Source organism: Caldimonas taiwanensis NBRC 104434, assembly GCF_001592165.1.
GTDB classification, from domain to species: domain Bacteria; phylum Pseudomonadota; class Gammaproteobacteria; order Burkholderiales; family Burkholderiaceae_C; genus Caldimonas; species Caldimonas manganoxidans.
In genome coordinates, this window is the sequence record NZ_BCWK01000001.1 from 160,771 (window position 1) to 186,543 (window position 25,773).

The following is a 25,773-nucleotide window of genomic DNA, read 5'->3' on the forward strand; positions in this document are numbered from 1 at the left end:
AGACTCACAGCGACGCGGCCGCACGCGCAGCCTGATCGTACACGCCCGACAGCACACGCAACAGACGGGCCAGCTCGCCGATCTCATGGTTGAGCGCCTCGTTGGCATTCAAGGCGCTGATCAAGCAGGCCTCGCGAATGTCGCGGTAGCGCTCCACATAGCGCCGGCCGGTCTCGGTGGTGGCGTAGGTGACGTCTTTGCCATTGCGGCTGGATTGCACCACGCCGAGGTTTTGCAGTTTTTTCAAGGAGTAGTTGATGAGGTGCGTGTCCTCGACGTTCATGATGAAGCAGATGTCCGACAGGCGCTTGTCGCGCGCGCGGTGATTGACATGGTGCAGCACCAACACGTCCAGCGGCGTGAGCTCGCGCAGACCGGCCGCGGCCATGCAGTGCACGATCCAGCGCGAGAAGGCGTTGTGAGAGACGATGAGCCCGAACTCGAATTCGCTCAGTTCGCTGCTGCGCGGTGAGACCAGATGGGCCGACGAGACGATGGGGCGCCGCGCCTCGGGCGCGGCACTGGCGGGGGTGAGGGGCGCGGACTTGCGGCGCGGCATGGTGATCCTCCTGGGGCACGGGCGCACCAAGATCGACCACGGGGGCTTCACTGGGCGCAGGCCGATGGGTTGACTGTACGTCAATGTACGACAGTCATCGACGTTTTATCGATAAATTGTCGACATGACGGGAAAACACTGATCCCGAATCGACGGCAACCCACTACATTGGGGGCACGCCCTGGCCCCGTTCTTGCGTGACCAGCCTGCCCGGCGGCCGCCTGCGGCCGCTTTCGACCGGATTGGAGGTTTTCATGCTCAAGCCATCTCTCGTTGCTGCTGCGCTGGTGGGGTTTGCTGCCAGCGTCTTTGCTCAGACCAAGTGGGACCTGCCCACCGCCTACCCCGCCAGCAACTTCCACAGCCAGAACATCGCCCAGTTCGCCAAAGAGGTGGGCGATGCCAGCGGGGGCAAGCTGTCCATCACCGTGCACCCGGGCGCCTCGTTGTTCAAGGCGCCGGAGATCAAGCGGGCGGTGCAGGGCAATCAGGCGCAGGCTGGCGAGATCTTGTTGGTGAACTTCCAGAACGAATGGCAGCCTTTCGGGCTGGATGGCATCCCGTTCTTGGCCGACAGTTATGCGGCGGCTCGCAAGCTGTATGCCGCGCAAAAGCCGGCGTTGGAGAAGAAGCTCGCCGAACAGGGCCTGATGCTGCTCTTTTCGGTGCCCTGGCCGCCGCAAGGCATCTACAGCAAAAAGCCGCTGAATGCCGCGGCCGACCTCAAGGGCAGCAAGTGGCGCGCCTACAGCCCGGCCACCTCGCGCATTGCCGAGCTGGTGGGCGCACAGCCCGTCACGGTGCAAGCCGCCGAGCTCTCGCAGGCCTTGGCCACCGGGGTGGTCGAGTCGATGATGACCTCGGGCGCCACCGGGGTGGACAGCAAACTCTTCGAGCACCTGAAGTATTACTACGACACGCAGGCCTGGTTGCCGAAGAACGCCGTGATTGCGAACAAACGGGCCTTCGAGGCTCTGGACAAGGCCACGCAGGAGGCGGTGCTCAAGGCGGCGGCTGCGGCCGAAGAACGCGGCTGGGCGGCCAGCCAGCGCGTCAATACCGACACGTTGGCCACGCTCAAGGCCCAAGGCATGACGGTGCAGCCGCCGTCGGCGCAATTGAAGGCGGACTTGCAGAAAGTGGGTGAGGTGCTGCTCAAGGAGTGGCTGGACAAGGCGGGCCCAGAGGGCCAGGCGATCGTGGACGCCTACAAGAAAATGTGATGCGTCGCGTCCTCGATGCGCTATATGACGGCGCGGCGGCGCTGGCGGCGCTGTGCATGATCGGCACCTTGGCCATGGTCTTGGGCAGCGTGATCGACCGCTTCCACACGCTGCCGCTGCGTGGCATGGATGCCTATGCCGGGTATTTCATGGCCGCGGCGGCCTTTTTGGCGCTGGCCCACACGCTCAAGCGCGGCGAGCACATCCGTGTGACCCTGGTGCTCCATGCGCTGGGCCCGCAGGGCCGGCGGGCGCTGGAGCTGTGGAGCCTGTCGGTCGCCGTGGGCCTGTCCGGGCTCTTCGCGTTCTACAGCGCGCGCCTGGTGTGGCAGTCGCATGCCTTCCACGACATCTCCACGGGCATCGACGCCACGCCGCTGTGGATTCCGCAACTGGCCATGGCCATCGGCACGCTGCTGCTGTTCGTCGCATTCGTCGATGAATGGTGGCTGGCCGTGCGCGGGCGGGGGTCGCAGCAGCGTGAAGCGGGGTTGTGATGAACGACGTGCTGATCACCACCTTGTTGGTGCTGAGCCTCTTTGCCCTGCTGGGAACGGGCGTGTGGATTGGCCTGACGCTCACTGGGGTGGCCTGGATCGGCATGCAGCTGTTCAGCGCGCGCCCAGCCGGCGATGCGATGGCGCTGACCATCTGGGGCTCGGCCTCGAGCTGGACGCTCACGGCCTTGCCGCTGTTCGTGTGGATGGGCGAAATCCTGTTCCGCACGCGGCTGTCCGAAGACATGTTCAAGGGGCTGGCGCCTTGGATGAACCGCCTGCCCGGCCGCTTGCTGCACACCAACATCCTGGGCTGCACCCTCTTTGCGGCGGTGTCGGGTTCGTCGGCGGCCACCTGCGCCACGGTGGGCAAGATGGCGTTGCCAGAGCTGCAGCGTCGTGGTTATCCGCAGGGCATCGTCGTGGGCTCGCTGGCTGGGGCCGGCACCTTGGGCCTGCTGATTCCGCCGTCGCTGATCATGATCGTCTACGGCGTGACGGCCGACGTGTCGATCGCGCGGCTGTTTGCCGCCGGGGTCTTTCCCGGCCTGCTGGTGGCCGGGTTGTTGATGCTGTACGTGATGGTGTGGTCCGCATTCCATCGCGATCAGATCCCCGCGGCCGAGCCGGGACTGTCCCTGCGGGACAAGCTCAAAGCCTCGCGCAGCCTGATCCCGGTGGTGCTGCTGATCCTGGCGGTGCTGGGTTCCATCTACACCGGCATCGCCACGGCCACCGAGGCGGCGGCGCTGGGCGTGGTGGGCGCGCTGGTGCTGTCGGCCGCGCAAGGCTCGCTGAGCTGGGAGACCTTTCGCGCTTCCTTGATGGGCGCCACGCGCCTGTACTGCATGATCGCCCTCATTCTCGCGGGCGCGGCCTTCCTGACGCTGTCGATGGGCTACATCGGCCTGCCGCGTCACCTGGCCGAATGGATCGGCACGCTGGGCCTGTCGCCCTTGGCGCTGCTGGTGGCCTTGATGGTGTTCTACATCCTGTTGGGCTGCTTTCTCGATGGCATCTCGATGATCGTGCTGACCATGGGCGTGGTGCTGCCCATCGTGCAGGCTGCCGGCATCGACCTGCTGTGGTTTGGCGTGTTTCTCGTCATCGTGGTGGAGATCGCCCAGATCACGCCACCGGTGGGCTTCAATCTTTTCGTGCTGCAGGGCATGACCGGCCGAGAGCTGCCGTGGATCGCGCGTCAGGCCGCGCCGATGTTCGTGCTGATGATCGTTGCACTGGCCGTGATCTACCTGGTGCCCGAGATCGTCACCTGGTTGCCGCAGCGGGTGATGGGGCGCTGAGCGCGACGGGACTCTCACAGTCCCAACAAAGCGCGCACGCGCAGCTGCTCTGTCGCGTCGAAGTGGCTGGCGATCCAAGCCTCGATGGCGTCGCGGCGTTGGGGCTCGGACAGGTGGGCAGCCTGCCGTAGGGCCTGCAGCTGCTGGCGCGCCTGGTCCAGCCGGGCTTGCCACTGGGCCTGGGCCTCGTCTTCGGCGCGCAGACGTTCGGCGGCTTCGAGGCCAAACTGCTCGATGCGCCGGCGGTGCAGCTCTTCGGCGCTGAGCTGGGGGTCCGGGTGCAGCAGCGGCGATGGGGCCTCCGAGAGGTCGCGCGAGCTTGCAGGCGTGTTGGGAGGCGTGTTGGCCTCCAGGCGTCGCCGCAGGGCTTCTTCCTCGTCGCGAAAGAAGGCCTCGGCCCACACCGGGCCTAGGATGTCGCGGCGTGCGCGCTGACGTTCGGCCAAGGCTTGGGCCCAGCTGTGGGGGTCGCCCCAGCGGGCCGCGCTGGCATGGGGCCGCTCCAGCAAGGCGATGTAGCGGTCCCACACGGCCAAGATCTCGGCGCTGGCGTGTGGCCCCACGTCGCGCAAGGTGCGGTCGCGCAGCCAGGCGGTGAGCTCGTCCAGATTGACTTCGCCCAGTGTGGTGAGCAATTGATCGAAGCGCCGGCGCAAGGCGAGGCTGGGCTGCAACCGGCCGGCCGCATCGACGCTCCAGTCGCCGTCGAGGGCGGCCTCGCGCAGCGAGCCGTCGACGAAGAGCGCCTGCTCGACATCGGCCACCGAGCGCGACAGCGCCGGCCCGAGGCTGCGCATAGGCGAGGGGGCCGCCCCCATCAGGCTGAAGCCTTCGGTGCGGCCCAGCGGTGCGGTGGCTGGCTGGGCCAGCGGCGGTGCTTCGTCTTGCGCGTAGCTCCAGGTCAGGACCACGGCCACCGCGACGGTGGCCAGCGTCAGGGCCAAGGCACCCTTGCCCATCTCACCTTCTCACAAACCGGCTTGCTTGAGCCGGTTGGCATGGGTGCGATAGAAAGCCACCGGGTCCGGGGCGAACAGTCCGCGCAGGCCGAAGGCTTGGTTGACTTCGTCGAGATGGTTCCAGGGATAGTTGTCGCGCAGCACCATGCCCCAACGCGAGGCGCAGCGCCCGACCAGGCCATCGTTGTCTTGGCCGCGGAAGGCCAGCGAGGTCAAGCCCAAAAAGCCATCGCTCGGGTCCAGCACATTGGTCAACACCGAGCTGCCGCTGGCCGAGTAGTAGCGCACGCCGTTGACGCTGGAGGGGCCTTGGCCGCAATAGCTCGTGGGCCGGCCTTGCGGAAAGCGTTGATTGAAGGCCGCGCTGCCTTGCGTGGTCAGCGAGATCATCGCGGCTTCGGAGTTTTGCGGCAGCCCGGGGGCGCCGGACAAGAGGCTGATCACGCTGGCAAATCCGTTGACCAAGGCGGCCACCGTGGCGGTGGTGCCGGTCACGCCGGTGCCGGTTTGGATGGCGTCGGCCACCGGGCTGCCCAGGTGCGGCGTGCCCATCGTGGTGACCGAAGCCACCAGCTCCGGCGCCACGGCCGCCACGTAGCGAATGGTATGGCCGCCATGGCTGTGGCCGATGAGATTGAACTTCTGGTGCCCGTATGCCGCTTTGAGGCGACGCAGCTCGGCCAGCAGTTGCTCACCCCGCACCTCGCTGGCGTTGGCGGCCGACTGCTGGGTCACGTAGACCTTGGCACCGCCGGCGCGCAGCGCCGAGGGGATGCCGTACCAGTAGTCGATCGGCCCGACCGCATCGAAGCCGAACAGGCCGTGCACCAGCACGATGGGGTAACGGGTTTGGGTGTAGGTGTCGGCCTGCGCCGACAGGGGCAGTGCGGCGGCGCAGCCCAGACAAGCCACGGCCAGCGCACTTTGGTGCAAACGTCGTTTCACGGGGTGTCTCCTCGGTGATGGGGTCCACGCTCGACTGCGGCGGCCGGCCCGCGCAGGGCCGGCCGTGGCGTGGTGGCTGCATTAAAGAACGGCCGTTCGTTTTTGCACACCCGTGTTTTCCCAGAGTCTCCCTTCCTGGGGCGCAGCACACGGTTCAGTGCAAGGCCCGCTGCGGCGGGGGGGCCGTGGAGGGGGGCGGCTCATCCGGCCACAAGGCTTCGCGTGCCACCGGAAAGCGCACCGTCACGCGCGTGCCGCGGGCCTCGGCAGCGGCGGGGCGCGCATCCTCGATCGACACCTCGGCCCCATGCTGCTGGGCGATTTCCCGCACGATGGCCAGGCCCAGGCCGCTGCCGTCCACCTCGGTGCCCAGGGCCCGGTAAAAGGGCTGGAACACCAGTTCGCGCTCATTCTCGGGAATGCCAGGGCCGGAATCTTCCACCTGCAGCACCACCACTTGGCCGAAAGGGTCGTGTAGCACGCGCACGGTGACCGTGCCGCCCGGCGGGGTGTAGAGCAAGGCATTGTCCACCAGGTTGCGCACCAGCTCTTTGATGAGCAGCGGATTACCGCGCAGCAGCGAGCGGCCCGCCGGCCCCAGGCCGCGAGGGGGACCCTCATAACCCAGGTCGATGCGCTTGTCCATCGCGCGTGGCACGAAGTCGCGCACCACCTCGGTGACGATCTCGCCCAATGGCACTTCGTGGCGGCGCGGACTTTGGCCTTGGTTTTCCGCGCGCGCCAGCGCCAACAGCTGGTTGACCATGTGCGCGGCGCGTTGGCTGGAGCGCGCAATCTGGCGCAGCGAGCGCTTGAGCTCCTGCGGGTCGCGTTGTCCGGCGTCGATCTCGCGCTGGGCGAGTTCGGCCTGCATGCGCAGTCCGGCCAATGGCGTCTTGAGTTGGTGGGCCGCGTCGGCCAGGAAATGCTTTTGCGTTTTGATGGATTGGTCCAGGCGTGCCAGCAAGTCGTTGATCGAGCGCACCAAGGGGGCCACTTCCTCGGGAGCGTCGTGCTCGTCGATGGGGCTGAGGTCGTCGTTTTGGCGGCGCCGGATGCGCTGCTGCAGTTCCGACAGTGGCGCGATGCCGCGCGACAGAGCCAACCACACCAGCACCACCGCCAGCGGCAGGATCACGAATTGCGGCAGGATCACGCCCTTGATGATCTCGGTGGCCAGGTGCGAGCGCTTGTTCAGTGTTTCGGCCACTTGCACCAGCGCATGCTGGCCTTCGTCGGCCCCGTCGACCTCCACCCAGACATAGGCCACGCGGATGGGCACATTGTCGATGGCATCGGAGCGCAGTTTGACCGTGCCGGGCTCATGCGGCTCCTCGGCCACCGGCACCGGCAGGCTGCGGTCGCCGCTGACGAATTCGCCGCGCACGCCCAGCACTTGGAAGTAGATGTCATCGGCATTGTCGGCCTTGAGAAACTCCGAGATCGTTGGCGGCAACTGAAAGATCACCTCGTTGTGCGAGACGGCCACTTGCTGAGCCAGATTGCGCGCCGTCTCGGTCAGCGCACGATCGAAGGGCCGGTTGGCGATGTTCTCGGCCACCACCCAGGTCAGGCCCACGCTCATGGGCCACAGCAACAACAGCGGCGCGAGCATCCAGTCCAGGATCTCGCCAAAGAGCGAACGCTGTTCGCGGGCCAAGGTGGGACGCCTGTGTCGTGCTGCGTTACTGCGGGATCTTCTCGAGGCAGTAGCCCAGTCCGCGCACGGTGGCGATGCGGATGGGGCCTTGCTCGATCTTCTTGCGCAGTCGGTGGATGTAAACCTCGATGGCGTTGTTGCTCACCTCGTCGCCCCATTCGCACAGGCGCTCGACGAGCTGATCCTTGCTCACCAGGCGGCCCGTGCGTTGCAGCAAGATTTCCAGCAGGCTGAGCTCGCGCGCCGACAGCTCGATCATTTGGTCGTTGATGTAGGCCACCCGCCCGGTTTGGTCGAACGTCAGGGGCCCATGCTTGATCAGCGCGGAGGCCGCACCCAGACCGCGGCGCGTGAGCGCTCGCACCCTCGCTTCGAGCTCCTGCAACGAAAACGGCTTGGCCATGTAATCGTCGGCCCCGAGGTCCAGACCCTTGACGCGCTCTTCCACGCTGTCGGCCGCGGTGAGGATGAGCACCGGGGTGGTGCTGCCGCGCGAGCGCAGCCGACGCAAGACTTCCAAGCCGTGCAGCTTGGGCAGGCCCAGATCGAGGATGACGAGGTCGAATTCGTGCGAGGCCAGTGCCGCGTCGGCCTCGGTGCCCGAGCCGACTTGATCGACCGCATAGCCCGAGCCACGCAGCGAGCGCAGCAGGCCATCGGCCAGCACTTGATCGTCTTCCGCGATCAGGATGCGCATGGCTGTCTCCTCACGATGTGAGCGACCGATTTTAGGCCAGCCCCCTCACATCAGGCTGACGGCCAGCCGCCTGCATAGGCCTCCAGCCCCAGCTTGACGACCGTGGCCACGTCCTCGCCCACTTCGGCGCGGAACTCGGCCTCGGCCTGGGCTACGGCGCGCCGGAAGGCCTCCAGCCAGGCCAGGCCGCTGGGGGTGAAGCGCACGAGCCGGGCACGGGCATCGCGCGGGTCGGCCTCGCGCACCACCAGGCCCCAGGCCTCGCATTGGTCCACCAGGTCGCCCATGGCCTGCTTGCTCATGCCGGCCTGGGCCGCCAGCTCGGTCAAGCGCGACCCCTCCAGCGCCAGGTGGCGGGTGATGTGGATGTGCGCGGCCGTCACCTGCTGGCGCGCCGCCAGGTGGGCCAAGGCCAGCGGCACGTCCACGTCGCGGGCCATCAACGCCAGCACCCGGGCGTCGAAGCGGCGCATCGCATGGCCGAGCAGGCGGCCCAGGTGAGTCTGGCGCCAAGTGTCGTTGGGCCGTGAGGAGGACATGCCTAGATAGTAAGGCAAACTGACCAAAAAATCTGTTTACGCGAGAGTACGGGTGGCACAAAATACTGTGCATGCATCCAGCCTGTGCATCGGAACAGGCGCATGAGACCCCATCAGCCAACCCTCGAGGAGAGATTCGTGGACGCACCCGTCAAGGCCCTGAACACTGAAAAAGCCAAAGCCCTGCAAGCCGCGCTGGCCCAGATCGAAAAGCAGTTTGGCAAGGGCTCGATCATGCGCCTGGGCGAGGGCGAGGCCGTCGAGGACATCCAAGTGGTCTCCACCGGCTCGCTGGGCCTGGACATCGCCCTGGGCGTGGGCGGTCTGCCCCGTGGCCGCGTCATCGAGATCTACGGCCCGGAATCCTCGGGCAAGACCACGCTCACGCTGCAGGTGGTGGCGCAGATGCAAAAGCAAGGCGGCGTGTGTGCCTTCATCGACGCCGAACACGCGCTGGACGTGCAGTACGCGCAAAAGCTGGGCGTGAACCTGCAGGACCTGCTCATCAGCCAGCCCGACACGGGTGAGCAGGCGCTGGAAATCGTCGATGCGCTGGTGCGTTCGGGCTCGGTCGATCTCGTCATCGTCGATTCGGTGGCCGCGCTGACCCCCAAGGCCGAGATCGAAGGCGAGATGGGCGATGCCTTGCCGGGCCTGCAAGCCCGTCTGATGAGCCAGGCCTTGCGCAAGCTCACCGCCACGATCAAGAAGACCAACTGCATGGTCATCTTCATCAACCAGATCCGCATGAAGATCGGCGTGATGTTCGGCTCGCCCGAGACCACCACTGGCGGCAATGCGCTCAAGTTCTACGCCTCGGTGCGCTTGGACATCCGCCGCGTGGGCTCGATCAAAAAAGGCGAGGAAGTCATCGGCAGCGAAACCAAGGTCAAGGTCGTCAAGAACAAGGTCTCGCCCCCGTTCAAGACCGCGGAGTTCGACATCCTGTACGGCGAAGGCATCTCGCGCGAAGGCGAGATCCTCGACCTGGGGGTGGCCACCCGGGTGCTGGAAAAATCCGGGGCCTGGTATGCCTACAACGGCGAGAAGATCGGCCAGGGCAAGGACAACGCCCGTGAATTCCTGAAAGAAAACCCCGATCTGGCCTTCGAGATCGAAAACAAAGTGCGCGAGGCCCTGGGGGTGCCGTTGCTGGCCGGGGCCGCCGCGCCTGCGGCCGATGTGCCGGCCAAGCCCACGGCCAAGGGCAAAGCCCGCGCCGCCAAAGACCCGGCCGAAGACCTGACGGAAGAATGAGGCCGCGCGGCCCGCGCGCTGCCATGGGCATGCCTCCCCTGTCCTTGAAGGGTCGGGCCCTGAAGTATCTGGCGCGGCGTGAACACTCGCGCCTGGAGCTGGCCCGCAAGCTGGCGCCGCATGCCCAAAGCCCCGACGAGGTCGAAGCCGTGCTCGATGCCCTGCAGGCCGCAGGCTGGCTGAGCCCCGCACGTTTCGTCGAATCGGTGGTGCACCGCAAAGCCGCCCGCTTCGGAACGGCGCGCATCCGGCAAGAGCTGCAAGGCCATGGACTCAGCGGCGAGGCGGTCACCGAGGTCTTGCAAGCCCTGAGCGCCACCGAATTCGAGCGCGCCCGGGCCGTCTGGGCGCGCCGCTTTGGCGGTGAAGCGGCCCTCGATCCGGCCGAACGTGCGCGCCAGATGCGCTTCCTGGCTGCCCGAGGCTTCAGCCCCGAGGTCATCCGCCGCGTGGTGCGTGGCGACGGTTGACCCAAGACCGGTGGCGCACGCCGCTGGCCCCCGACAGCGCTGGCGCGTGCAGAGCCGCAGCCAGCGGCGGCCTGGCCCTCAGCGTGTAGCCTCTTCTTTGCGCCGTTGCAGCCATTCGGCCTCGATGTCGCGCAGGCGCACGTCGATCACCGAGGCCTCGATGAATTCGGCGGCGCCTTCGGCGGCACGGCTCAGCCGCTGGGCGGCGCGCAGGCGGTCGATGGCGCCTTGCAGGTCGCCCAGCAGGTAGCGCGCCTCGGCCTGGGCGCGAATGCTGCGCAGCGGCTGCCCGAGGCGCTCCCAGGCTTGTCCGAGCAATTCCCAGGCGCGATGGTCGCGCGGATGCAAGGTGGCCCAGGTCTGGAGGTCTTCGGCGGCATGTCGCCATGCGCTGGCTTCGGCCTGGCCGTCGGCCAAGACGGCTTGCGCCATCAGCAGCTCGCTGGCGCGCGAGCCGTCGCCACGGTAGGCGGCCAGGGCGGCTTGGGCTTGGGCGGCTTGGCCTCGAGTCAGGGCCAGATCGGCCTGGATGAGGGCGAGCGCTCGGCTGGCGCGGGCGTCTCCTTGCACCAAGGGGGCGGCGCGTTGGAGCGCGGCTTGCATGCGTGGCCAGTCGCGCAGCGCGGCGGCGGCATGGGCTTCGGTGCTGGCGTGCAGGAGCGCGGCCGGGCGTTCGGGCGAGCTGGCGTTTTGCGCGCTCAGCCAGTTGCGCGCGGCGTCGGGGCGCGGGTCCATCAGCACACGCGCACGGCCTTGCATCAGGGCGTGTTCCAGTGTGGGCGCCGGCGGCGTGCGCCCTTGCAGCCCGGTGCGGGTGCGGGCTTCGCCGATACGTTCGCTGGTCAGCGGGTGGCTGCGCAGATAGGGGAAGGCATTGTCGTCGTTCAGACGCGAGACTTGCTGCAGCCGCTCGAACATGCTGGGCATGCCCAGCACCGAAAAGCCCGCCCCTTCGAGCAGCCCCAAACCGATGCGGTCGGCCTCGCGTTCCATGTCGCGCGAGAAGTTGAGCTGGCCTTGAACGGCGGCGGCTTGCCCGCCGGTGATCAGCGCATTGGCCGCATCCGGGCTGCGGCTGGCGGCCATGACGCCCAGGATCATCGAGGCGATGGCCAGCATGGACTGTTGGCGCTGCTGCGTCAGCCCCCGGGCGATGTGGCGCTGCGTGACATGGGCCAGTTCGTGCGCGAGCACCGAGGCGAGTTCGTCGGCGGTGGTGGTCATGCCGATGAGGCCCAGGTGCACGCCGACGTAGCCGCCGGGCAAGGCGAAGGCGTTGACCGTCCGGTCGCGCACCAGAAAGGCTTCCCAGGCAAAGCGGTCGGACAGCTCGGCGGAGAGGTCGCCGCGTGCTCGGGCGGCCGACAACAGGGGACGCCACAGCCGCAGCAGGTAGTCTTGCAGCACCAGATCGTCGGCATAGGCCGGATCGCGGCGGATCACTTGCATGATGCGGTCGCCGAGCTGGCGTTCGGCCATCGGGCCGAACTCGGCCGAAACCGTGTCGCCCAACGCAGGCAGGGCCGTGGAGGCTTGGGCCGCGCAGGGCGGGGTGGCCGAGGGGGCCAGGCCACTGAGGCCGCAGGCCAAGATCAGGCCCACCAGGCGGTGTCGAAGATGTGAAGGGCGGGGCATGGAGCAGACCATACCAGGACGCAAGGCCCGGTTCGTGGCAGAAAGCTCCATTGGAAACCGCTGGCGCCCCGAGGTTCGGTGTCTTTACACACTGGAAACACTTGCGGCGCGCCTCGCTATCATGCGTGGTTCATGAAGCCATCCATTCCAAATCCTGCGCCCGCAGGGTTGACGCATTTCGACGCGCAAGGTCAGGCCCACATGGTCGATGTGTCGGCCAAAGACGTGACGCACCGTGTGGCGGTGGCCGAAGGCCACATCGAGATGCAGCCGGCCACCTTGCAGATGATCGTGGCCGGCACCGCGAAAAAGGGGGACGTGCTGGGCATCGCCCGCGTCGCCGCCATCCAGGGCGCCAAGCGCACGGCCGACCTGATCCCCTTGTGTCACCCGCTGCCGCTCACGCGGGTGGCGGTGGACTTCGAGGTGGAGGCCGCGGCTTGCCGGGTGCGCTGCCGCGCCCAGGTGGAGACCCTGGGGCGCACCGGCGTGGAAATGGAGGCGCTGACCGCCGTGCAGGTGGGCCTGCTGACGATCTACGACATGTGCAAGGCCGTGGACCGCGGCATGACCCTGGGCGGCATTCGTCTGCTGGAAAAGCGCGGAGGCAAATCTGGGGCCTACGTGGCGCCGCCGCGGTGAGTCGGCAACGCTCAGCTGGGTTTGGCCAGTCCGAGCTTGTCGATCAAGGCTTTTTCCTTGGCGAAGGTCTCCTCGGCAAAACGAGCGTACTGGGCGGAGTTCATGTACATCAGCTCCTGGTCGTACTTGGCCAGGGCTTCGACATGGTTGGGCATTTCCATCGCTTGCTTGAAGGCGTCGTGCAAGGTCTTGACCAGTGCCGGGTCCATGCCTTTGGGCGCGCCGATGCCATAGGGTGAGGCTTGCACGATGCCCAGGCCCAGCTCCATGAGCGTGGGCACATCGGGGAAACGCTTGAGCCGTTTGGCGCCCCAGGTGTTGAGCAGGCGCAGTTTGCCGGCTTCCACATGCGGGGCAAAGCCGGTGGAGTCGGCCGCGGCCATCAGCTGGCCGCCCAGCAGGTCTTGCATCAGCGGGGCGCTGCCGCGGTAGGGGATGTGGTTCAGTTGCAGGCCCAGCTTTTGGGCGATCTCCTCCATGGTCAGGTGTGGGCTGGTGAGCACACCGGTCGAGCCATAGCTGAGCTTGCCGGGGTTGGCGCGGGCATAGGCGACGAAGTCTTTCCAGTCCTTCAAGGGCGAGTCGGCCGGCACCACCACGCCAAAGGCATAGCCCGTGACGCAAAGGATGTAGGTGATGTCTTTCACCGGATCCCAGTTGATCTTGGTGGTATAGGGCAGACGGAAGACGCCCAGCGGGATTTGGGCCAGGGTGTAGCCGTCGGGTTTGGCGGTTTGCAGCGCCTGTGCTGGCAGGGTGCCGCCGGCGCCGGATCGGTTCTCGATCACCACCGGCTGGCCGAGGATCTTGGAGGCATTGTCTGCCAGGACGCGCATGGTGACGTCGGTGGGGCCGCCGGCTGGGAAGGCGATCATCAGCGTGATCGGCCGGCTCGGGAACGCCTGGGCTCGCACCCAGGGAGCCACGCCCAGGGCCACGGCCGATCCGCCCAGGGCTTGCAGGAGGTGTCGACGCTTCATGGTGCTTCCTCGAAAACCAGTGGCATCGAGGATGGCACCCCGCCCTGCAGCCAACCACCCGGATTTGTCCTGAACATCTGTCGCGCAGGGGTCAGGGTCGGCGGTCGAGTTCCGATCTGCAGTTCACAGGCGGGTGGACATCACGGATTGCACCTCGCGCGCCACTTGCATCAAGGCCGCTTCGTCCAGCGGCGCGAGCGCGGCCACTGCCGGCACGGCCGCTTCGAGCATGGTCGGCGCGCACATCAGGTAGTGCGCCACGGTGGACAGCGCGCACAAAGGGCGCGCGGCGGGCAAGGAGGGCCAGGTGCCGCCGCTGCGCACGCTGACGTGGTAGCGCACGCAGGCGATGGCGGCCGGATCGAGCATCCAGGTCTCGCACAGGGCCGCCCCCAGCGCATCATGGCTGACGCCGAAGGCCTGCATTTCCTGCAGCAAGAGCAGGTCGTCCGAAGGCGCGGCCTGCAGCATCGGGCCGTAGCGCTGCGGAGCATGCCGCACCATCACCGCCTTGCCGCATTCTTCGAACAAGCCGGCCGAATGGGCCACGAAGGCCTGCAGCCCGAGCTGCCGGGCCATCAGGCCCATGAGCAGACCGCGCCGGCTCGCGCGCGACCACAGCAGGTCCAGCTCGGGGGTGGCGGGAAAGACCGAGCGCAGGCCCATCTCGTAGACGATCGCCGCCACGTGGCTGCTGCCCAGATACTGCAGGGCCTGCTGCACGGTGCGCACTTGGTGGCGCAGGCCATACAGGGGCGCGTTCAAGGTCTTGAGCACGCTGGCGGCCAGGGCCATGTCCTTTTCGATGAGCGCGGCCATGGCCTTGAAGTCCACCTCGTCTTCGGCCAGCAGCAGCGACAGCTCCACCAGCACTTGCGGTCGGGCCGGCAGATCGATGTTCAGGGCGCGAAGGGCGGGATCGACGGGCATGCGTTGGGGGTTCAGTGTTTGCGCAGCTGCAGCGACACCTGGATGTCAGCAGTACCGCGATTGACCCAGGCCCAGCACACCGCTTGCGGGCGCGTCACCTCCAGTGCGTCGCGCGCCTCGCGCACGGCGCTGCGCGACGAGCCGCCGACCACTTGGCGGGTGCGTGCGTCGCGCACGGAGAAATCCACCGGCCCTTGGGCCACGAAGGCCCACACGACCCGCTCGCCCGCAGCCAACCGGCTGCAGGCTGCGTGTTCGGATCGGGGGGCGACGGTGAACACGTGGCTGGCGGTGCCCTGCGCATCCCAGCGCAGGTCCTCGGCCTGTGCGCCCACGGCACCCCCCATCAGGGCCAGGGCAGTCAGACTGGGCAGTATCGGCTTGGCCATGGTGGCATCCATCGGCCGATGGACGGCCGCTCTGCGTAACACTGTAGCGCAGGGCGAGCCGGTCATGGCCCTCAGGGACACCCTGGCATGGCCGCTCGGGGGCTGTGGGTCGCTGGTGGCCTTTGGCAGAATCGGTGGCTCATCGAGCCGCTGACTCTGGACCCCCCATGCAGACCGAACCTGGCACGAGCGCCACGATTTCCAAAGAAGAAGCTTTCGTTTGGTTGGGCCGCATCACGCGCCAGCTCCACGAGGCGATGCTGGCCTTGGGCGTGGGCCCGGAGCTGCCCCGTCTGGCCGAGGAGATCCCCGATGCGCGCGAGCGCCTGGCCTATGTGGGCCAGATGACCGAGCAGGCGGCTCACAAGGTGCTCAACCTGGTGGACGAGGCCAAACCCCAGTGCGAGCAGGTGGCCGCCCAGGGCCGGGAGCTGGCCGACAGTCTGCGTCGATTGGCCGAGACGACCGATCTGTCGCCCCAACGCTCGCGCGCGATGATGAAGCTGTGTGCCGACTATGCCGAGCGCGCCGCCAGCTTTGCCCAGGGGCAAAGCGAGATCCTCAGCCAGATCATGCTGTCGCAGGACTTCCAAGACCTCTCCGGTCAGGTCATCAAGAAGGTGATCGACATCATCTCCCGCACCGAGCAACAGCTGCTGGACCTGCTGGTGGCCAGCGCGCCCGAGCAACTGCAGGGCGTGGGCGGGGGGGTGGCGCCCGAGCGCAGCAAGCCGGCTGGCGTGCCCTCGAGCCAAGACTTGGCCGGGCCCCAGGTGCCGGACAAAGCGCTCAAGCAAGACGAGGTGGACGACTTGCTGGCTTCGCTGGGGTTTTGATCAGGCCGAGGCGGCCGGCTGGCGCCGCTGGAACATGCCCCAGCCTTCCATGCGTAACACCACCTCGTCCTGGCCGTTGGGGCGCCGCGCAATGGCTTCCCATTGCGAACGCACCAGCCCCACGTGCGGCTTGCTGTTCATCGGCCGGGCTTCGAGCACTTGCATGCGCACCCGCAACACGTCGCCGGGATAGACCGGCCGCAACCACTGCAGCTTGTCCAGCCCTGGCGAGCCCAGGCTGGCGGCTTCCAGCAAGTACTCGTCGCACATCATGCGCATGACCATCGCGCAGGTGTGCCAGCCGCTGGCGGCCAGCCCTTGGAACAGCGGGTGCGCGGCGGCGGCCTGCTCATCGAGGTGGAAGGGCTGAGGATCGAATTCACGGGCGAAACGGATCACCTCGTCGCGATCGACCCGCTTGGCGCCGAACTCGCGCACCGAGCCGGGCGCGAAGTCTTCCCAGTACCAGCGCGGGGCGGGGGAGGGGGTGTGCATCGTCATGGTCAAGGATGGAGTTCGGCGCGGCCGAGCCGGAACGGCGCGTGCCGCCCTACGGGGGTCGGATGGGCTGCCGCAGGTGCCGATGGGCAGGATGCGGCTTTTTGCATAGTATCGCGCCACCGACGGTGGCGCCACGCCGCCCTTGCGATGACCGGAGCTGCCCATGAGTGTGCTGGTGTTGGGATTGATCTTGTTCCTGGGGGTGCATTCGGTGTCCATCGTGGCGCGTCCCTGGCGTGATGGCATGGTGGCCCGTCTGGGCGAAAGACCTTGGAAGGGGCTGTATTCGCTGATCGCTGCGGTGGGCCTGGGGCTCATCGTGTACGGCTATGGCCTGGCCCGGCAGGCGCCGGTGGTGCTCTACACCCCGCCGACGGGCTTGCGCCACTTGGCGCTGTTGCTGATGCTGCCGGTCTTCGTGCTGCTGCTGGCGGCCTATCTGCCCGGACGCATCCGACGGGCGACCCAGCATCCCATGCTGGCGGCCACCAAGTTTTGGGCCCTGGCGCACCTGCTGGCCAATGGCACCGTGGCCGACGTGCTGCTGTTTGGCGGATTTCTGGTGTGGGCCGTGGCCGACCGCCTCGCGCTGCGGCATCGCCCGGCCGCCGCCGAGAGCGCCGCAGCCCCGATCAACGATGCGCTGGCCGTCGCCGGTGGGCTGCTGATCTACGGCGTGTTCGTGCTCGGGGCCCATGCTTGGCTGTTCGGCGTCAATCCGCTGGGGCGCTGAGGGCGGCCCCTTGCGGGCGCCGGGCGGGCCGCCAGTCGTCGCGTCGCCGCCGGCTCGATCGGGGCGCGACCACGGCGCAGGCCTTCAAGGGCTGGCCACGGTGAAACGCCGTTGCAGGTGGCGGGGCCGTTCGATCTCGTCCAACACCGCCACGGCCAGGTCGGCCACCGAAATGCCCGCAGGCTGGTCGCCAGCCATCAGCACCTCGTCGCGGCCCAGACGATAAGCGCCGGTGCGCTGGCCGGGCTGCAGAAAGACCGGCGGGGACAGAAAGGTCCAGTCCAGCGAAGTCTCCTGTCGAATCAGGTCGAGCGCCTCGCGGGCGGCCAGCGCGCCTTGTTTCCATTCGGCCGGGAAGGTGGGCGTGTCCACCAGCTGCACGCCAGGGGCCACGTAGAGGCTGCCGGCGCCGCCCACCACCAACAGGCGTTTGACGCCGCCGCGTTTGACGCCCTCGAAGATGGCGCGCGTGCCACGCAGGTATTCGTCATGAAGCTGCGGGTGGGTCCAGCCCGGGTTGTAGGCACTGACCACGGCGTCGGTGCCGGCCACCGCGGCGGCCACCTGGGCGGGGTCGGTGGCATCGGCTTGCACCACCGTCAGGCCCGCCTGGGCCGATAGCGTGTCGGGGTGGCGCGACAGCGCGGTCACCGCATGGCCGCGTTGCAAGGCTTCGGCCAGCACGGCCGAGCCGACGAAGCCGGTGGGGCCGATCAGAGCGATGTTCATGGGCATCTCCTTTCATCGAAACGATTCACCCTGAACGATAGAGCAGCGATTCCTTCTAAACTAGATGGTCGAATTTGCCTTCTTTCTTTAGAAAAACTTCATGATCGAGCAGCTCAAACGCATGGCCGTGTTGGCCGTCGTGGTCGAACAGGGCTCGATGAAGGGGGCCGCACGGGTGTTGGGCACCACCGCTTCGGCCGTGAGTCAGCAGGTGCGTCAGCTCGAACGCGACATGGGCGTGACGCTGCTGGTGCGCACCACGCGCAAACTGCGTTTGACCGCGGCCGGTCAGCGGTTTCATGAGGGCTGTGCGGCCATGCTGGCAGCGGCGCGTTACGCTGGCGAGCAGTTGGCCCAGCTGCGCGATGCACCGGTGGGCGAGCTGCGGGTGTCGTCCCCGGTGGGGTTTGCGCGCCATCTGGGGCCGGCCTTGGCGCCGCTGTTGGCAGCCAACCCCGGGTTGAGTTTGCATCTGCAGGTGGACGATGCGCTGATCGATTTGGTCGAGCAGCGCATCGATCTGGCCATTCGTTTCGGCCGCTTGCCCGACTCCACCTGGGTGGCTCATCGCCTGGGCGAGATGCGGATGATGCTGTGCGCGGCGCCGGCCTATCTGGCCGCGCGCGGCGTGCCGGTCACACCGGCCGATTTGCTGAGCCATGACTGGCTGCGCACGGCCGGCGGCAGCTTGGGCGCGACGCTGGAGCTGCATGGCCCCGGCGGTGCCGTGGAGCGCCTGCGGGTTCAGGCGCGCGTGACCAGCAACAACCAACTGTCGTTGCAGCAGATGTGCGAGGCTGGTCTGGGGGTGGCCGTGATGGGCGATCTCGACGTCGAGGAGGCCCTCAAGGCCGGTCGCCTCGTGCCTTTGTTGCCGCATTGGCATCCGCCGCCCCTGGGCATGTATGCACTGACGCCTCGGCCAGACGTCCAGCCTGCCAAGGTGCGCTTCGCGATCGAAGCCCTGCGCCGGGCGATGGCGCCGTCCGGCCCTAAGATGCTGGCATGAGACGCATTTGGTGGATCCTGTGCATGGGCCTGGCCGCTCCGGTGTGGGCCCAGACGGCATGGCTGCTGGGCGAGTTGCATGACCAGCCCGAGCACCAGCGTCAGGCCGAACTCATCGTCCATGAGCTGGCCGCGCAAGGTCGTCTGTGGGCCTTGGTGCTGGAGATGGCCGAACGTGGCCGCCAGACCCAAGGCCTCCCGCCAGAGGCCACCGAAGCCCAGGTGCGCCAGGCGCTGGCCTGGCAGGACGCCGCCTGGCCATGGGCCGCCTATGGCCCGGTGGTGATGGCCGCCGTGCGTGCCGGCGCGACGGTGTACGGCGGCAACCTGCCGCGACCCCGCTTGCGCGAGGCGATGAGCCAGCCCGAGTGGGAGGCCAGCGTGCCGGCCGCAGCGCATCGACGGCTGTTGGCCGCGGTGCATGACGGCCACTGTGGCCTGGTGAGCCAGGCACAACTGCCGGCGCTGGTGCGCATGCAGATCGCCCGCGACGACGCCTTGGCCGCCACGGTCGCCGCCGCGGCGCATGGGGCCGCGCCCGAGGCCGTCGTGCTGCTGCTGACGGGGGCCGTGCACGCGTCGCGCGCCACGGGCGTGCCCTTGCATCTGCCGCGTCATGCCCCTGCGCTGAGGCTGCGCACCACGGCGTTCGTGCCCGAGGGCGCCATGCCCCCCGAAGGCTTCGATGAGGTGCGCATCACCCCGGCCGGACCCTCTCGTGACCATTGCGCCGAGCTGCGTGCGCGCGGCATGCCGGCGATCACTCCCCCTGCTTCCCGATGAACACGCCGTCGTCTTCCCCCACGGGCCCGCTGGCCGGCCTCAAGGTGCTGGAATTGGGCCAGCTCATCGCTGGGCCGTTTGCCGCCAAGACCTTGGCCGATTTCGGCGCCGAGGTGATCAAGATCGAGCCGCCGGGCACGGGCGATCCGCTGCGCCAGTGGCGATTGCTGCACAACGGCACCAGCGTGTGGTGGCAGGTGCAGTCGCGCAACAAGAAGAGTGTGGTGCTGGACCTGCGCGAGCCGGCCGATCGCCAGATCGTGCGCCGGCTGGCCGACGAAGCCGATGTGCTGATCGAGAACTTCCGGCCCGGCATGATGGAAAAGTGGGGGCTGGGCTATGAGGAGCTCTCGCGCACCAACCCGGGCCTGGTGATGCTGCGCATCAGCGGCTATGGCCAAAGCGGCCCCTACAAGGACCGACCGGGCTTCGGCGTGGTCGCTGAGGCCATGGGCGGGCTGCGCTACCTCACGGCCGAGCCGGGCCGCGTGCCGGTGCGTGTGGGCGTGAGCCTGGGCGACACGCTGGCCTCGCTGCATGGGGTCATCGGTGTGCTGATGGCCCTGCACGAGCGCCATCGCTCGGGCCGCGGCCAGGTGGTCGATGTGGCCTTGTACGAAAGCGTCTTCAACGTGATGGAAAGCTTGCTGCCCGAGTACAGCGCCTTTGGCGTGGTGCGCGAGCCGGCCGGCTCGGCCCTGCCAGGCATCGCGCCCAGCAATGCCTACGCGTGCGTCGATGGCTGGGTGCTGGTGGCTGGCAATGGCGACTCCATCTTCAAGCGCTTGATGGCCGCCATTGGCCGCCAGGACCTCGGGCAAGACCCGGAGTTGGCCCACAACGTGGGCCGTGTCCAGCGCGTGGCCGAGATCGACGCGGCCATCGGTGCCTGGACCGCAACGCGCACCGTCACCGAGGTGTTGGACGTGCTCCATGCCGCCGAAGTGCCCGCAGGCCGTATCTACACCGCGCGCGACATCGCCGAAGATCCGCACTACCGGGCCCGTGGGATGATCGAGTCCGTCACCACGGCCGATGGCTTGAGGGTGGAGGTGCCCGGCATCGTGCCCAAGCTCTCACGCACCCCCGGGGCGATTCGGCGGCGCGCGCCCACCTTGGGCGAAGACACCGAGGCCGTGCTGCGTGAGCTGGGGCTGTCCGACGAACAAATCGCCGCCTTGAAGTCGCGCGGCATGGTCTGAGCCTTGTTCGAGGCTACAGTGGGGCCTTTTGCTCGTCTCGTCGTCCCATGCTGGCCTATCGTCACGCGTTCCATGCGGGCAACCATGCCGATGTGCTCAAGCACCTGGTGTTCACCCAGGTGTTGCGCTACCTCGGCCAGAAAGACAAGCCGTATTGGCTGATCGACACCCATGCCGGTGCCGGCGGCTACGACTTGCGGGCCCGCCATGCGCAACAGCATGCCGAATATCTCGAGGGCATCGGACGGCTGGTGCTGCGGGACGATCTGCCGCCGGCCGTGGACGATTACGTCCAGATCGTGCGCCAGCACAACCCGGACGGCGTGCTCAGGCACTATCCTGGGTCGCCGGCGTTCGCGCGTGCCGTGATGCGCCCGCAAGACCGATTGCGCTTGTACGAGCTGCACCCCACCGACCACCGCCAGCTGTTGCGCCGCTTCGGTGCTCAGCCCCATGTCGAGGTGCACGTGGCCGATGGCTTTGCCGCGCTGCGCAGCCAGTGGCCGCCGCCGTCGCGCCGCGGCGTCGTGCTGATGGACCCGCCCTACGAGCTGAAGGCCGACTATGGCCGAGTGGTGGCGACCCTGCGCGAGGCCGTGCAGCGCTTTGCCGAAGGGGTTTACATGGTGTGGTATCCGCAGTTGCAGCGGCTGGAATCGCAGCAATTGCCCCAGCGGCTCAAGCGCCTGGCGCCCAAGGGCTGGCTGCATGTGCGCATGACCGTGGCCCGCCCGGCGCAGGCGGGCTTTGGCCTGCTGGGCAGCGGGATGTTCGTGATCAATCCGCCCTGGGTGCTGCACGACACGCTGGCGGCGGTGCTGCCTTGGCTCACCGAGGTGCTGGCGCAATACGAGGGGGCCAGCTACCTGCTCGAGCAGCACGCGGTGTGATCACACCCCGCGTTGTCGGTCGGCCCGGAAGCGCTGCCGAAACGCCTCGAACTGACCGGCCTCCAGCGCCTCGCGCACTTCGCGCATCAGGTTCAGGTAGTAATGCAGGTTGTGCAGGCTGGTGAGCATGGGCCCCAGCATCTCGCCGCAGCGGTCCAGGTGGTGCAGGTAAGCACGGCTGAAGTTCGTGCAGGTGTAGCAACGGCAGGTCTCGTCGATCGGGCGCTCGTCGCTCTTGTAGCGTGCATTGCGCAGCCGCAGGTCGCCGTAGCGGGTGAACAGATGGCCGTTGCGCGCATTGCGCGTGGGCATCACGCAGTCGAACATGTCGATGCCCCAGGCCACGCCTTCGACCAGATCCTCGGGGGTGCCCACCCCCATCAGGTAATGCGGCTTGTGGGCTGGCAAGCGTGGGCCGATGTGCGACAGCACGCGCAGCATTTCTTCCTTGGGCTCGCCCACGCTCAGGCCGCCCACGGCCAGGCCGGGCAGGTCCAGCGCTTCCAGGCCGGCCAGTGAAGCCTCGCGCAAATGGGTGTACATGCCGCCTTGCACGATGCCAAACAGCGCATTGCGGTTGCCCAAGCGCTCGAACTCCGCCTGACAGCGCTTGGCCCAGCGCAGGCTCAGCTCCATCGATGCGCGGGCCTCGGCCTCGGTGGTGATGTGGCCGCCGGTTTCATACGGCGTGCACTCGTCGAATTGCATCACGATGTCGCTGTTCAACACATGCTGCACCTGCATGCTCACTTCGGGCGTCAGAAACAGCTTGTCGCCGTTGACGGGCGAGGAGAACTTCACGCCTTCTTCGGAGATTTTCCGCATCGGCCCCAGTGACCACACTTGGAAGCCGCCGCTGTCGGTGAGGATGGGCTTGTGCCAGCCTTCGAAGCGGTGCAGCCCGCCGAACTGCCGCAAGACGTCCAGCCCCGGCCGCAGCCACAGATGAAACGTGTTGCCCAGGATGATCTGCGCGCCCATCTCCTGCAACGAGCGCGGCATCACGCCTTTGACGGTGCCGTAGGTGCCCACGGGCATGAAGATCGGCGTCTCGACCACGCCATGGTTGAGCGTGAGCCGGCCGCGGCGGGCGTGGCCTTCGGTGTTCAGAATCTCGAAATGCAGGCCGCGTGGAACAGGGGAGGACGTCATGCGAGTGTTTCAATCCGGAAGCGGGGTGCGCCTCAGCAGCATCGCGTCACCGTAGCTGAAGAAGCGGTAGCGCTGCTCGATCGCGTGGCGGTACAGCGCCATGATGTGCCCATGGCCCGCAAAGGCGCTGACCAGCATCATCAGCGTGCTTTTGGGCAGATGGAAGTTGGTGATGAGCATCTCCACCACCCGGAAGGTGAAGCCGGGGGTGATGAACAAATCGGTCTCGCGGCTGCCGGCCTGGAGCCGGCCCGAGACGGCCGCCGACTCCAGCGCGCGCAGCGTGGTGGTGCCCACGGCCACGATGCGTCCACCGGCCGCGCGCGTGCGCTCGATGGCCGCCACCGTCTCGGCGCTCACCTCGAACCATTCGCTGTGCATCTTGTGCTCGGCCAGATTCTCGGTGCGCACCGGCTGAAAGGTGCCCGCGCCCACATGCAGCGTCACCTGCGCCAAATCCACGCCTCGCTCACGCAAGCCGGCCAGCACGGCTTCGTCGAAGTGCAAGGCGGCCGTCGGCGCGGCCACCGCGCCGGGCTTGGCGGCAAACACCGTCTGATAGCGGCGCGCGTCGTCCTCGCTGTCGGCATGGGTGATGTATGGCGGCAGCGGCACGTGACCGTGGCGTTCCAACAGCAGCAGGGGATCGTCCGGGAAGCGCAGATGGAACAGGGCGTCGTCGGGGCCGCAGCGGCCGAGCACCTCGGCATCGAAGGCGTCGGCGAAACGCACCGTGCTGCCCGGTTTGGGGGACTTGCTCGCGCGCAGATGGGCCCAGACCTCGCCGCCGGGCAAGACCCGCTCGACCAGGGCTTCTACCGCGCCGCCACTGGGCTTGCGGCCGAACAGCCGTGCCTTGATCACCCGCGTGTCGTTGAAGACCAGCAAATCGCCTGGCGCCAGCAGTTGCGGCAGCTCGCGAAAGATGCGGTCCGCCGGCGGCAGCCAGCGCCCGTCCAGCAGACGCGAGGCGCTGCGCTCGGGCACCGGATGCTGGGCGATGAGTTCGGGGGGCAGAGCGAAGTCGAAATCGCTCAGGGTGTAGGTGTGTGACATCGAAGTTGAGGGCCAGACCGACCCGTGCCAACGGTGGGTCAACGAAGCAAAGGCAGAATTGTCCCATGTCCGAGGTCCGCGCCGCGCCCAAGCAGGAAAAATCTGCCCCCCAAAAGGCCCTGGAAAAGCTGGGGCTGGTGCGCGACATCGACCTGGCACTGCACCTGCCGCTGCGCTACGAGGACGAAACCCGGCTGACGCGCCTGGCCGAGGCGCGCGACGGCGAGGTGGTGCAAGTCGAAGGCGTGGTCACCCACAGCGACATCGTGCTGCGCCCGCGCCGGCAATGGGTGGTCACCCTGGACGACGGCAGCGACACGGTGCGGCTGCGCTTTTTCAGCTTTTACCCCCATCATCGAAAAACCTTGGCCGTGGGGCAGCGCGTGCGGGTGCGTGGCGAGCTGCGAGCCGGCTTTCAGGGCCGCGAAATGGTGCACCCCAGCTTCAAGGCCGTGACGGCGGACACCCCGCTGGCCAGCACGCTGACGCCCGTCTACCCCACCACGGCGGCGTTGCCCCAGGCCTACTTGCGTAAGGCCGTCGCCGGCGGCCTGGCGCGGGCCGAGTTGGGGGAAGTCCTGCCTGCCGAACTGGTGCCGCCTGGCCTGCCGAGCCTGCGGGAGGCGTTGCAGACCTTGCACCACCCGCCGCCGCGCACGCCCCTGGCCGCGCTGGAAGACCGCAGCCATCCGGCGTGGCAGCGACTGAAATTCGAAGAGCTGCTGGCGCAGCAGCTGTCGCAGCTGCAAGCCCAGCGCGAGCGGGCGCGGTTGCGCGCACCGGCCTTGCCGGCACGGCCCGGCGGGCTGCACGAACGCTTGCTGGCGGCGTTGCCGTTTGCACTGACCGGCGCCCAGCGCCGCGTGGTCGAGGACATCGCGCGTGACATTGCCCGCCCGCAGCCCATGCACCGTCTGCTGCAAGGCGATGTCGGCTCGGGCAAGACCGTGGTGGCCGCGCTGGCAGCGGCCATTGCCATCGATGCGGGCTGGCAGTGCGCGTTGATGGCGCCCACCGAGATCCTGGCCGAGCAACACTTCCGCAAGCTCGTCCACTGGTTGGAGCCGCTGGGCGTGGAGGTGGCCTGGCTGACCGGCAGCCTCAAGGGCAAAGCCCGCAGCGAGGCCTTGGCCCGGGTGGCCTCGGGCCAAGCCCAGCTCGTGGTCGGCACCCATGCGGTGATCCAGGAGCCCGTGACCTTTGCCAAGCTCGGGCTGGCGCTCATCGACGAACAGCATCGCTTCGGCGTGGCCCAACGTCTGGCCTTGCGGCGCAAGCGGCAGGCCCAGGCGCTCGAGCCGCATTTGTTGATGATGAGCGCCACGCCCATTCCGCGCACGCTGGCGATGAGTTACTACGCCGACCTCGACGTGAGCACCATCGACGAGCTGCCCCCTGGGCGTTCGCCCATCGTCACCAAAGTGTTTGCCGACGACAAACGCCAGGCCGTCATCGACAAGATCCGCGCCGAGGTGGCTCAAGGCCGGCAGGTGTACTGGGTGTGTCCGCTGATCGAGGAGAGCGAGGCGCTGGACCTGCGCAATGCCACCGAGACCCATCGGCAGCTGTGCGAGGCCTTGCCCGGGACGCCGGTGGGGCTGCTGCACGGGCGCATGCCGGCGGCCGACAAGGCCGCGGTGATGGAGCAGTTCGCCCGCGGCCAGATGCAGCTGCTGGTGGCCACCACCGTCATCGAAGTGGGTGTGGACGTTCCCAATGCCAGCCTGATGGTGATCGAGCATGCCGAGCGCTTTGGTCTGAGCCAGCTGCACCAGTTGCGCGGGCGCGTGGGCCGCGGGGCCGTGGCCAGCGTGTGCGTGCTGCTGTACACGCCACCGTTGTCCGATGCCGGCAAAGCCCGCCTCAAAGCGATGGTCCAGACCACCGATGGCTTCGAGATCGCGCGTCGTGATCTGCAAATTCGCGGCCCAGGCGAGTTTCTGGGCGCGCGCCAGTCCGGCGCACCGCTGCTGCGTTTTGCCGACGTGACCGAGGATGAGCACTGGCTGCATGCGGCCCGACGCATCGCCCCGGTGCTGCTGGATCGATACCCTGCGGCGGCGCAAGCGCACATCGAGCGCTGGCTGGCGGCCAAGGTCGATTACCTCAAGGCATAGCCCCAGGCTATCCACGGGCGGCCATCCGGCGCACAATCGTGACATGGCCCCGATAGTTTTTTCCTTCTGCCTGCGGAGGC

At 67.6% G+C, this 25,773-nt stretch carries 27 protein-coding genes; 13 read left to right on the top strand and 14 right to left on the bottom strand.

All coding sequences use genetic code 11. The features are described 5' to 3' along the window. Positions 1 to 4 precede the first annotated feature (4 nt). Positions 5 to 559, bottom strand: coding sequence for a winged helix DNA-binding protein (locus CTA01S_RS00825; RefSeq protein ID WP_019561069.1), 555 nt, complete (start codon positions 557 to 559; stop codon positions 5 to 7). 254 nt (positions 560 to 813) lie between these two features. Here CTA01S_RS00825 and CTA01S_RS00830 point away from each other — a divergent pair, with 254 nt between their 5' ends. From CTA01S_RS00830 to CTA01S_RS00840, 3 genes are read left to right on the top strand one after another with little or no spacing between them, the layout of a single operon-like run. Beyond that, positions 814 to 1,782 carry a TRAP transporter substrate-binding protein gene (locus CTA01S_RS00830; protein WP_019561068.1) on the top strand — a complete coding sequence of 323 codons (969 nt, stop codon included), beginning with the start codon at positions 814 to 816 and terminating at the stop codon, positions 1,780 to 1,782. Beyond that, on the top strand, positions 1,782 to 2,279 hold the full coding sequence (locus CTA01S_RS00835) for a TRAP transporter small permease (RefSeq protein WP_062191095.1): 498 nt from the start codon (positions 1,782 to 1,784) through the stop codon (positions 2,277 to 2,279). Before CTA01S_RS00830 ends, CTA01S_RS00835 begins: the two co-directional genes overlap by 1 nt. Beyond that, a complete protein-coding gene (locus tag CTA01S_RS00840; RefSeq protein ID WP_019561066.1) occupies positions 2,279 to 3,583 on the top strand; it encodes a TRAP transporter large permease in 1,305 nt (434 codons plus the stop codon). Before CTA01S_RS00835 ends, CTA01S_RS00840 begins: the two co-directional genes overlap by 1 nt. A gap of 14 nt (positions 3,584 to 3,597) precedes the next feature. Here the strand turns inward: CTA01S_RS00840 and CTA01S_RS00845 are convergent, their stop codons facing one another. The 5 genes from CTA01S_RS00845 to CTA01S_RS00865 form a co-directional block, all read right to left on the bottom strand. Then, positions 3,598 to 4,542 carry a lipase secretion chaperone gene (locus CTA01S_RS00845; protein WP_062191099.1) on the bottom strand — a complete coding sequence of 315 codons (945 nt, stop codon included), beginning with the start codon at positions 4,540 to 4,542 and terminating at the stop codon, positions 3,598 to 3,600. Positions 4,543 to 4,551: 9 nt separating this feature from the next. After that, positions 4,552 to 5,487, bottom strand: a complete 936-nt coding sequence (locus CTA01S_RS00850; RefSeq protein WP_157451265.1) for an esterase/lipase family protein — start codon at positions 5,485 to 5,487, stop codon at positions 4,552 to 4,554. A 154-nt stretch (positions 5,488 to 5,641) separates the two neighbouring features. Further along, the gene (locus CTA01S_RS00855) at positions 5,642 to 7,102 is read right to left on the bottom strand and encodes a sensor histidine kinase (RefSeq protein WP_062191461.1); all 1,461 of its coding nucleotides are present in this window, start codon (positions 7,100 to 7,102) and stop codon (positions 5,642 to 5,644) included. 70 nt (positions 7,103 to 7,172) lie between these two features. Continuing rightward, the gene (locus tag CTA01S_RS00860) at positions 7,173 to 7,844 is read right to left on the bottom strand and encodes a response regulator (protein ID WP_062191101.1); all 672 of its coding nucleotides are present in this window, start codon (positions 7,842 to 7,844) and stop codon (positions 7,173 to 7,175) included. A gap of 50 nt (positions 7,845 to 7,894) precedes the next feature. Beyond that, positions 7,895 to 8,383, bottom strand: a complete 489-nt coding sequence (locus tag CTA01S_RS00865; RefSeq protein WP_062191103.1) for a MarR family winged helix-turn-helix transcriptional regulator — start codon at positions 8,381 to 8,383, stop codon at positions 7,895 to 7,897. A gap of 138 nt (positions 8,384 to 8,521) precedes the next feature. On the opposite strand from CTA01S_RS00865, the gene recA reads away from it, so the two are divergent. Together recA and recX are read left to right on the top strand one after the other, a co-directional pair. Further along, positions 8,522 to 9,640 carry a recombinase RecA gene (gene recA, locus CTA01S_RS00870; RefSeq protein ID WP_019561060.1) on the top strand — a complete coding sequence of 373 codons (1,119 nt, stop codon included), beginning with the start codon at positions 8,522 to 8,524 and terminating at the stop codon, positions 9,638 to 9,640. A gap of 23 nt (positions 9,641 to 9,663) precedes the next feature. Beyond that, a complete protein-coding gene (gene recX / locus CTA01S_RS00875; RefSeq protein ID WP_019561059.1) occupies positions 9,664 to 10,110 on the top strand; it encodes a recombination regulator RecX in 447 nt (148 codons plus the stop codon). A 78-nt stretch (positions 10,111 to 10,188) separates the two neighbouring features. Here recX and CTA01S_RS00880 read toward each other — a convergent pair whose 3' ends face one another. Beyond that, complete coding sequence (locus tag CTA01S_RS00880) at positions 10,189 to 11,745, bottom strand: M48 family metalloprotease (protein ID WP_232300960.1); 1,557 nt, start codon at positions 11,743 to 11,745, stop codon at positions 10,189 to 10,191. 132 nt (positions 11,746 to 11,877) lie between these two features. Between CTA01S_RS00880 and moaC the strand changes: the two genes are divergently transcribed. Beyond that, positions 11,878 to 12,387 (top strand): cyclic pyranopterin monophosphate synthase MoaC, encoded by a 510-nt coding sequence (gene moaC, locus CTA01S_RS00885; protein WP_033371249.1) that lies wholly within the window; start codon positions 11,878 to 11,880, stop codon positions 12,385 to 12,387. 11 nt (positions 12,388 to 12,398) lie between these two features. Here moaC and CTA01S_RS00890 read toward each other — a convergent pair whose 3' ends face one another. The 3 genes from CTA01S_RS00890 to CTA01S_RS00900 all read right to left on the bottom strand — a co-directional run bounded on the left by CTA01S_RS00890 (position 12,399) and on the right by CTA01S_RS00900 (position 14,686). Next, positions 12,399 to 13,367: a Bug family tripartite tricarboxylate transporter substrate binding protein gene (locus tag CTA01S_RS00890; RefSeq protein ID WP_062191107.1), complete on the bottom strand. Its 969-nt coding sequence runs from the start codon at positions 13,365 to 13,367 to the stop codon at positions 12,399 to 12,401. 123 nt (positions 13,368 to 13,490) lie between these two features. Continuing rightward, positions 13,491 to 14,297, bottom strand: coding sequence for an HDOD domain-containing protein (locus tag CTA01S_RS00895; protein WP_062191110.1), 807 nt, complete (start codon positions 14,295 to 14,297; stop codon positions 13,491 to 13,493). Between the two features lie 11 nt (positions 14,298 to 14,308). Then, positions 14,309 to 14,686: a hypothetical protein gene (locus tag CTA01S_RS00900; protein WP_157451266.1), complete on the bottom strand. Its 378-nt coding sequence runs from the start codon at positions 14,684 to 14,686 to the stop codon at positions 14,309 to 14,311. A gap of 167 nt (positions 14,687 to 14,853) precedes the next feature. On the opposite strand from CTA01S_RS00900, the gene CTA01S_RS00905 reads away from it, so the two are divergent. Then, on the top strand, positions 14,854 to 15,522 hold the full coding sequence (locus tag CTA01S_RS00905; RefSeq protein WP_062191117.1) for a protein phosphatase CheZ: 669 nt from the start codon (positions 14,854 to 14,856) through the stop codon (positions 15,520 to 15,522). Here the strand turns inward: CTA01S_RS00905 and CTA01S_RS00910 are convergent, their stop codons facing one another. Further along, positions 15,523 to 16,017 carry a MaoC family dehydratase gene (locus tag CTA01S_RS00910; protein WP_019561052.1) on the bottom strand — a complete coding sequence of 165 codons (495 nt, stop codon included), beginning with the start codon at positions 16,015 to 16,017 and terminating at the stop codon, positions 15,523 to 15,525. It lies immediately after the preceding gene. Between the two features lie 169 nt (positions 16,018 to 16,186). Between CTA01S_RS00910 and CTA01S_RS00915 the strand changes: the two genes are divergently transcribed. Beyond that, positions 16,187 to 16,756: an NnrU family protein gene (locus CTA01S_RS00915; protein WP_019561051.1), complete on the top strand. Its 570-nt coding sequence runs from the start codon at positions 16,187 to 16,189 to the stop codon at positions 16,754 to 16,756. Between the two features lie 84 nt (positions 16,757 to 16,840). On the opposite strand, the gene CTA01S_RS00920 is transcribed toward CTA01S_RS00915, so the two are convergent. Then, positions 16,841 to 17,485, bottom strand: coding sequence for an NAD(P)-dependent oxidoreductase (locus CTA01S_RS00920; protein WP_019561050.1), 645 nt, complete (start codon positions 17,483 to 17,485; stop codon positions 16,841 to 16,843). Positions 17,486 to 17,585: 100 nt separating this feature from the next. Here CTA01S_RS00920 and CTA01S_RS00925 point away from each other — a divergent pair, with 100 nt between their 5' ends. The 4 genes from CTA01S_RS00925 to CTA01S_RS00940 are packed head-to-tail and all read left to right on the top strand — an operon-like array spanning position 17,586 to position 21,368. Continuing rightward, positions 17,586 to 18,494 carry a LysR family transcriptional regulator gene (locus CTA01S_RS00925; RefSeq protein WP_198150734.1) on the top strand — a complete coding sequence of 303 codons (909 nt, stop codon included), beginning with the start codon at positions 17,586 to 17,588 and terminating at the stop codon, positions 18,492 to 18,494. After that, positions 18,491 to 19,276: a ChaN family lipoprotein gene (locus CTA01S_RS00930; protein WP_084362243.1), complete on the top strand. Its 786-nt coding sequence runs from the start codon at positions 18,491 to 18,493 to the stop codon at positions 19,274 to 19,276. Before CTA01S_RS00925 ends, CTA01S_RS00930 begins: the two co-directional genes overlap by 4 nt. After that, entirely contained in the window at positions 19,273 to 20,478 is a 1,206-nt protein-coding gene (locus CTA01S_RS00935; RefSeq protein WP_062191123.1) for a CaiB/BaiF CoA transferase family protein, read from the top strand. Before CTA01S_RS00930 ends, CTA01S_RS00935 begins: the two co-directional genes overlap by 4 nt. A gap of 47 nt (positions 20,479 to 20,525) precedes the next feature. Beyond that, complete coding sequence (locus CTA01S_RS00940; RefSeq protein WP_062191125.1) at positions 20,526 to 21,368, top strand: 23S rRNA (adenine(2030)-N(6))-methyltransferase RlmJ; 843 nt, start codon at positions 20,526 to 20,528, stop codon at positions 21,366 to 21,368. On the opposite strand, the gene tgt is transcribed toward CTA01S_RS00940, so the two are convergent. Further along, on the bottom strand, positions 21,369 to 22,520 hold the full coding sequence (gene tgt, locus CTA01S_RS00945) for a tRNA guanosine(34) transglycosylase Tgt (RefSeq protein WP_062191127.1): 1,152 nt from the start codon (positions 22,518 to 22,520) through the stop codon (positions 21,369 to 21,371). A 9-nt stretch (positions 22,521 to 22,529) separates the two neighbouring features. After that, on the bottom strand, positions 22,530 to 23,576 hold the full coding sequence (gene queA, locus CTA01S_RS00950; protein ID WP_062191129.1) for a tRNA preQ1(34) S-adenosylmethionine ribosyltransferase-isomerase QueA: 1,047 nt from the start codon (positions 23,574 to 23,576) through the stop codon (positions 22,530 to 22,532). Between the two features lie 65 nt (positions 23,577 to 23,641). On the opposite strand from queA, the gene recG reads away from it, so the two are divergent. Then, positions 23,642 to 25,693 carry an ATP-dependent DNA helicase RecG gene (gene recG, locus CTA01S_RS00955; protein WP_062191131.1) on the top strand — a complete coding sequence of 684 codons (2,052 nt, stop codon included), beginning with the start codon at positions 23,642 to 23,644 and terminating at the stop codon, positions 25,691 to 25,693. Positions 25,694 to 25,773: the final 80 nt, after the last annotated feature.

Bases quoted from the DNA above. Each gene is read 5' to 3' on its own strand.
- CTA01S_RS00825 (WP_019561069.1), bottom strand. From the start codon at position 559: ATGCCGCGCCGCAAGTCCGCGCCCCTCACCCCCGCCAGTGCCGCGCCC.
- CTA01S_RS00830 (WP_019561068.1), top strand. From the start codon at position 814: ATGCTCAAGCCATCTCTCGTTGCTGCTGCGCTGGTGGGGTTTGCTGCC.
- CTA01S_RS00835 (WP_062191095.1), top strand. From the start codon at position 1,782: ATGCGTCGCGTCCTCGATGCGCTATATGACGGCGCGGCGGCGCTGGCG.
- CTA01S_RS00840 (WP_019561066.1), top strand. From the start codon at position 2,279: ATGAACGACGTGCTGATCACCACCTTGTTGGTGCTGAGCCTCTTTGCC.
- CTA01S_RS00845 (WP_062191099.1), bottom strand. From the start codon at position 4,542: ATGGGCAAGGGTGCCTTGGCCCTGACGCTGGCCACCGTCGCGGTGGCC.
- CTA01S_RS00855 (WP_062191461.1), bottom strand. From the start codon at position 7,102: ATGCTCGCGCCGCTGTTGTTGCTGTGGCCCATGAGCGTGGGCCTGACC.
- CTA01S_RS00860 (WP_062191101.1), bottom strand. From the start codon at position 7,844: ATGCGCATCCTGATCGCGGAAGACGATCAAGTGCTGGCCGATGGCCTG.
- CTA01S_RS00865 (WP_062191103.1), bottom strand. From the start codon at position 8,383: ATGTCCTCCTCACGGCCCAACGACACTTGGCGCCAGACTCACCTGGGC.
- recX (WP_019561059.1), top strand. From the start codon at position 9,664: ATGGGCATGCCTCCCCTGTCCTTGAAGGGTCGGGCCCTGAAGTATCTG.
- CTA01S_RS00880 (WP_232300960.1), bottom strand. From the start codon at position 11,745: ATGCCCCGCCCTTCACATCTTCGACACCGCCTGGTGGGCCTGATCTTG.
- moaC (WP_033371249.1), top strand. From the start codon at position 11,878: ATGAAGCCATCCATTCCAAATCCTGCGCCCGCAGGGTTGACGCATTTC.
- CTA01S_RS00890 (WP_062191107.1), bottom strand. From the start codon at position 13,367: ATGAAGCGTCGACACCTCCTGCAAGCCCTGGGCGGATCGGCCGTGGCC.
- CTA01S_RS00895 (WP_062191110.1), bottom strand. From the start codon at position 14,297: ATGCCCGTCGATCCCGCCCTTCGCGCCCTGAACATCGATCTGCCGGCC.
- CTA01S_RS00900 (WP_157451266.1), bottom strand. From the start codon at position 14,686: ATGGCCAAGCCGATACTGCCCAGTCTGACTGCCCTGGCCCTGATGGGG.
- CTA01S_RS00905 (WP_062191117.1), top strand. From the start codon at position 14,854: ATGCAGACCGAACCTGGCACGAGCGCCACGATTTCCAAAGAAGAAGCT.
- CTA01S_RS00910 (WP_019561052.1), bottom strand. From the start codon at position 16,017: ATGCACACCCCCTCCCCCGCCCCGCGCTGGTACTGGGAAGACTTCGCG.
- CTA01S_RS00915 (WP_019561051.1), top strand. From the start codon at position 16,187: ATGAGTGTGCTGGTGTTGGGATTGATCTTGTTCCTGGGGGTGCATTCG.
- CTA01S_RS00920 (WP_019561050.1), bottom strand. From the start codon at position 17,485: ATGAACATCGCTCTGATCGGCCCCACCGGCTTCGTCGGCTCGGCCGTG.
- CTA01S_RS00925 (WP_198150734.1), top strand. From the start codon at position 17,586: ATGATCGAGCAGCTCAAACGCATGGCCGTGTTGGCCGTCGTGGTCGAA.
- CTA01S_RS00930 (WP_084362243.1), top strand. From the start codon at position 18,491: ATGAGACGCATTTGGTGGATCCTGTGCATGGGCCTGGCCGCTCCGGTG.
- CTA01S_RS00935 (WP_062191123.1), top strand. From the start codon at position 19,273: ATGAACACGCCGTCGTCTTCCCCCACGGGCCCGCTGGCCGGCCTCAAG.
- CTA01S_RS00940 (WP_062191125.1), top strand. From the start codon at position 20,526: ATGCTGGCCTATCGTCACGCGTTCCATGCGGGCAACCATGCCGATGTG.
- tgt (WP_062191127.1), bottom strand. From the start codon at position 22,520: ATGACGTCCTCCCCTGTTCCACGCGGCCTGCATTTCGAGATTCTGAAC.
- queA (WP_062191129.1), bottom strand. From the start codon at position 23,576: ATGTCACACACCTACACCCTGAGCGATTTCGACTTCGCTCTGCCCCCC.
- recG (WP_062191131.1), top strand. From the start codon at position 23,642: ATGTCCGAGGTCCGCGCCGCGCCCAAGCAGGAAAAATCTGCCCCCCAA.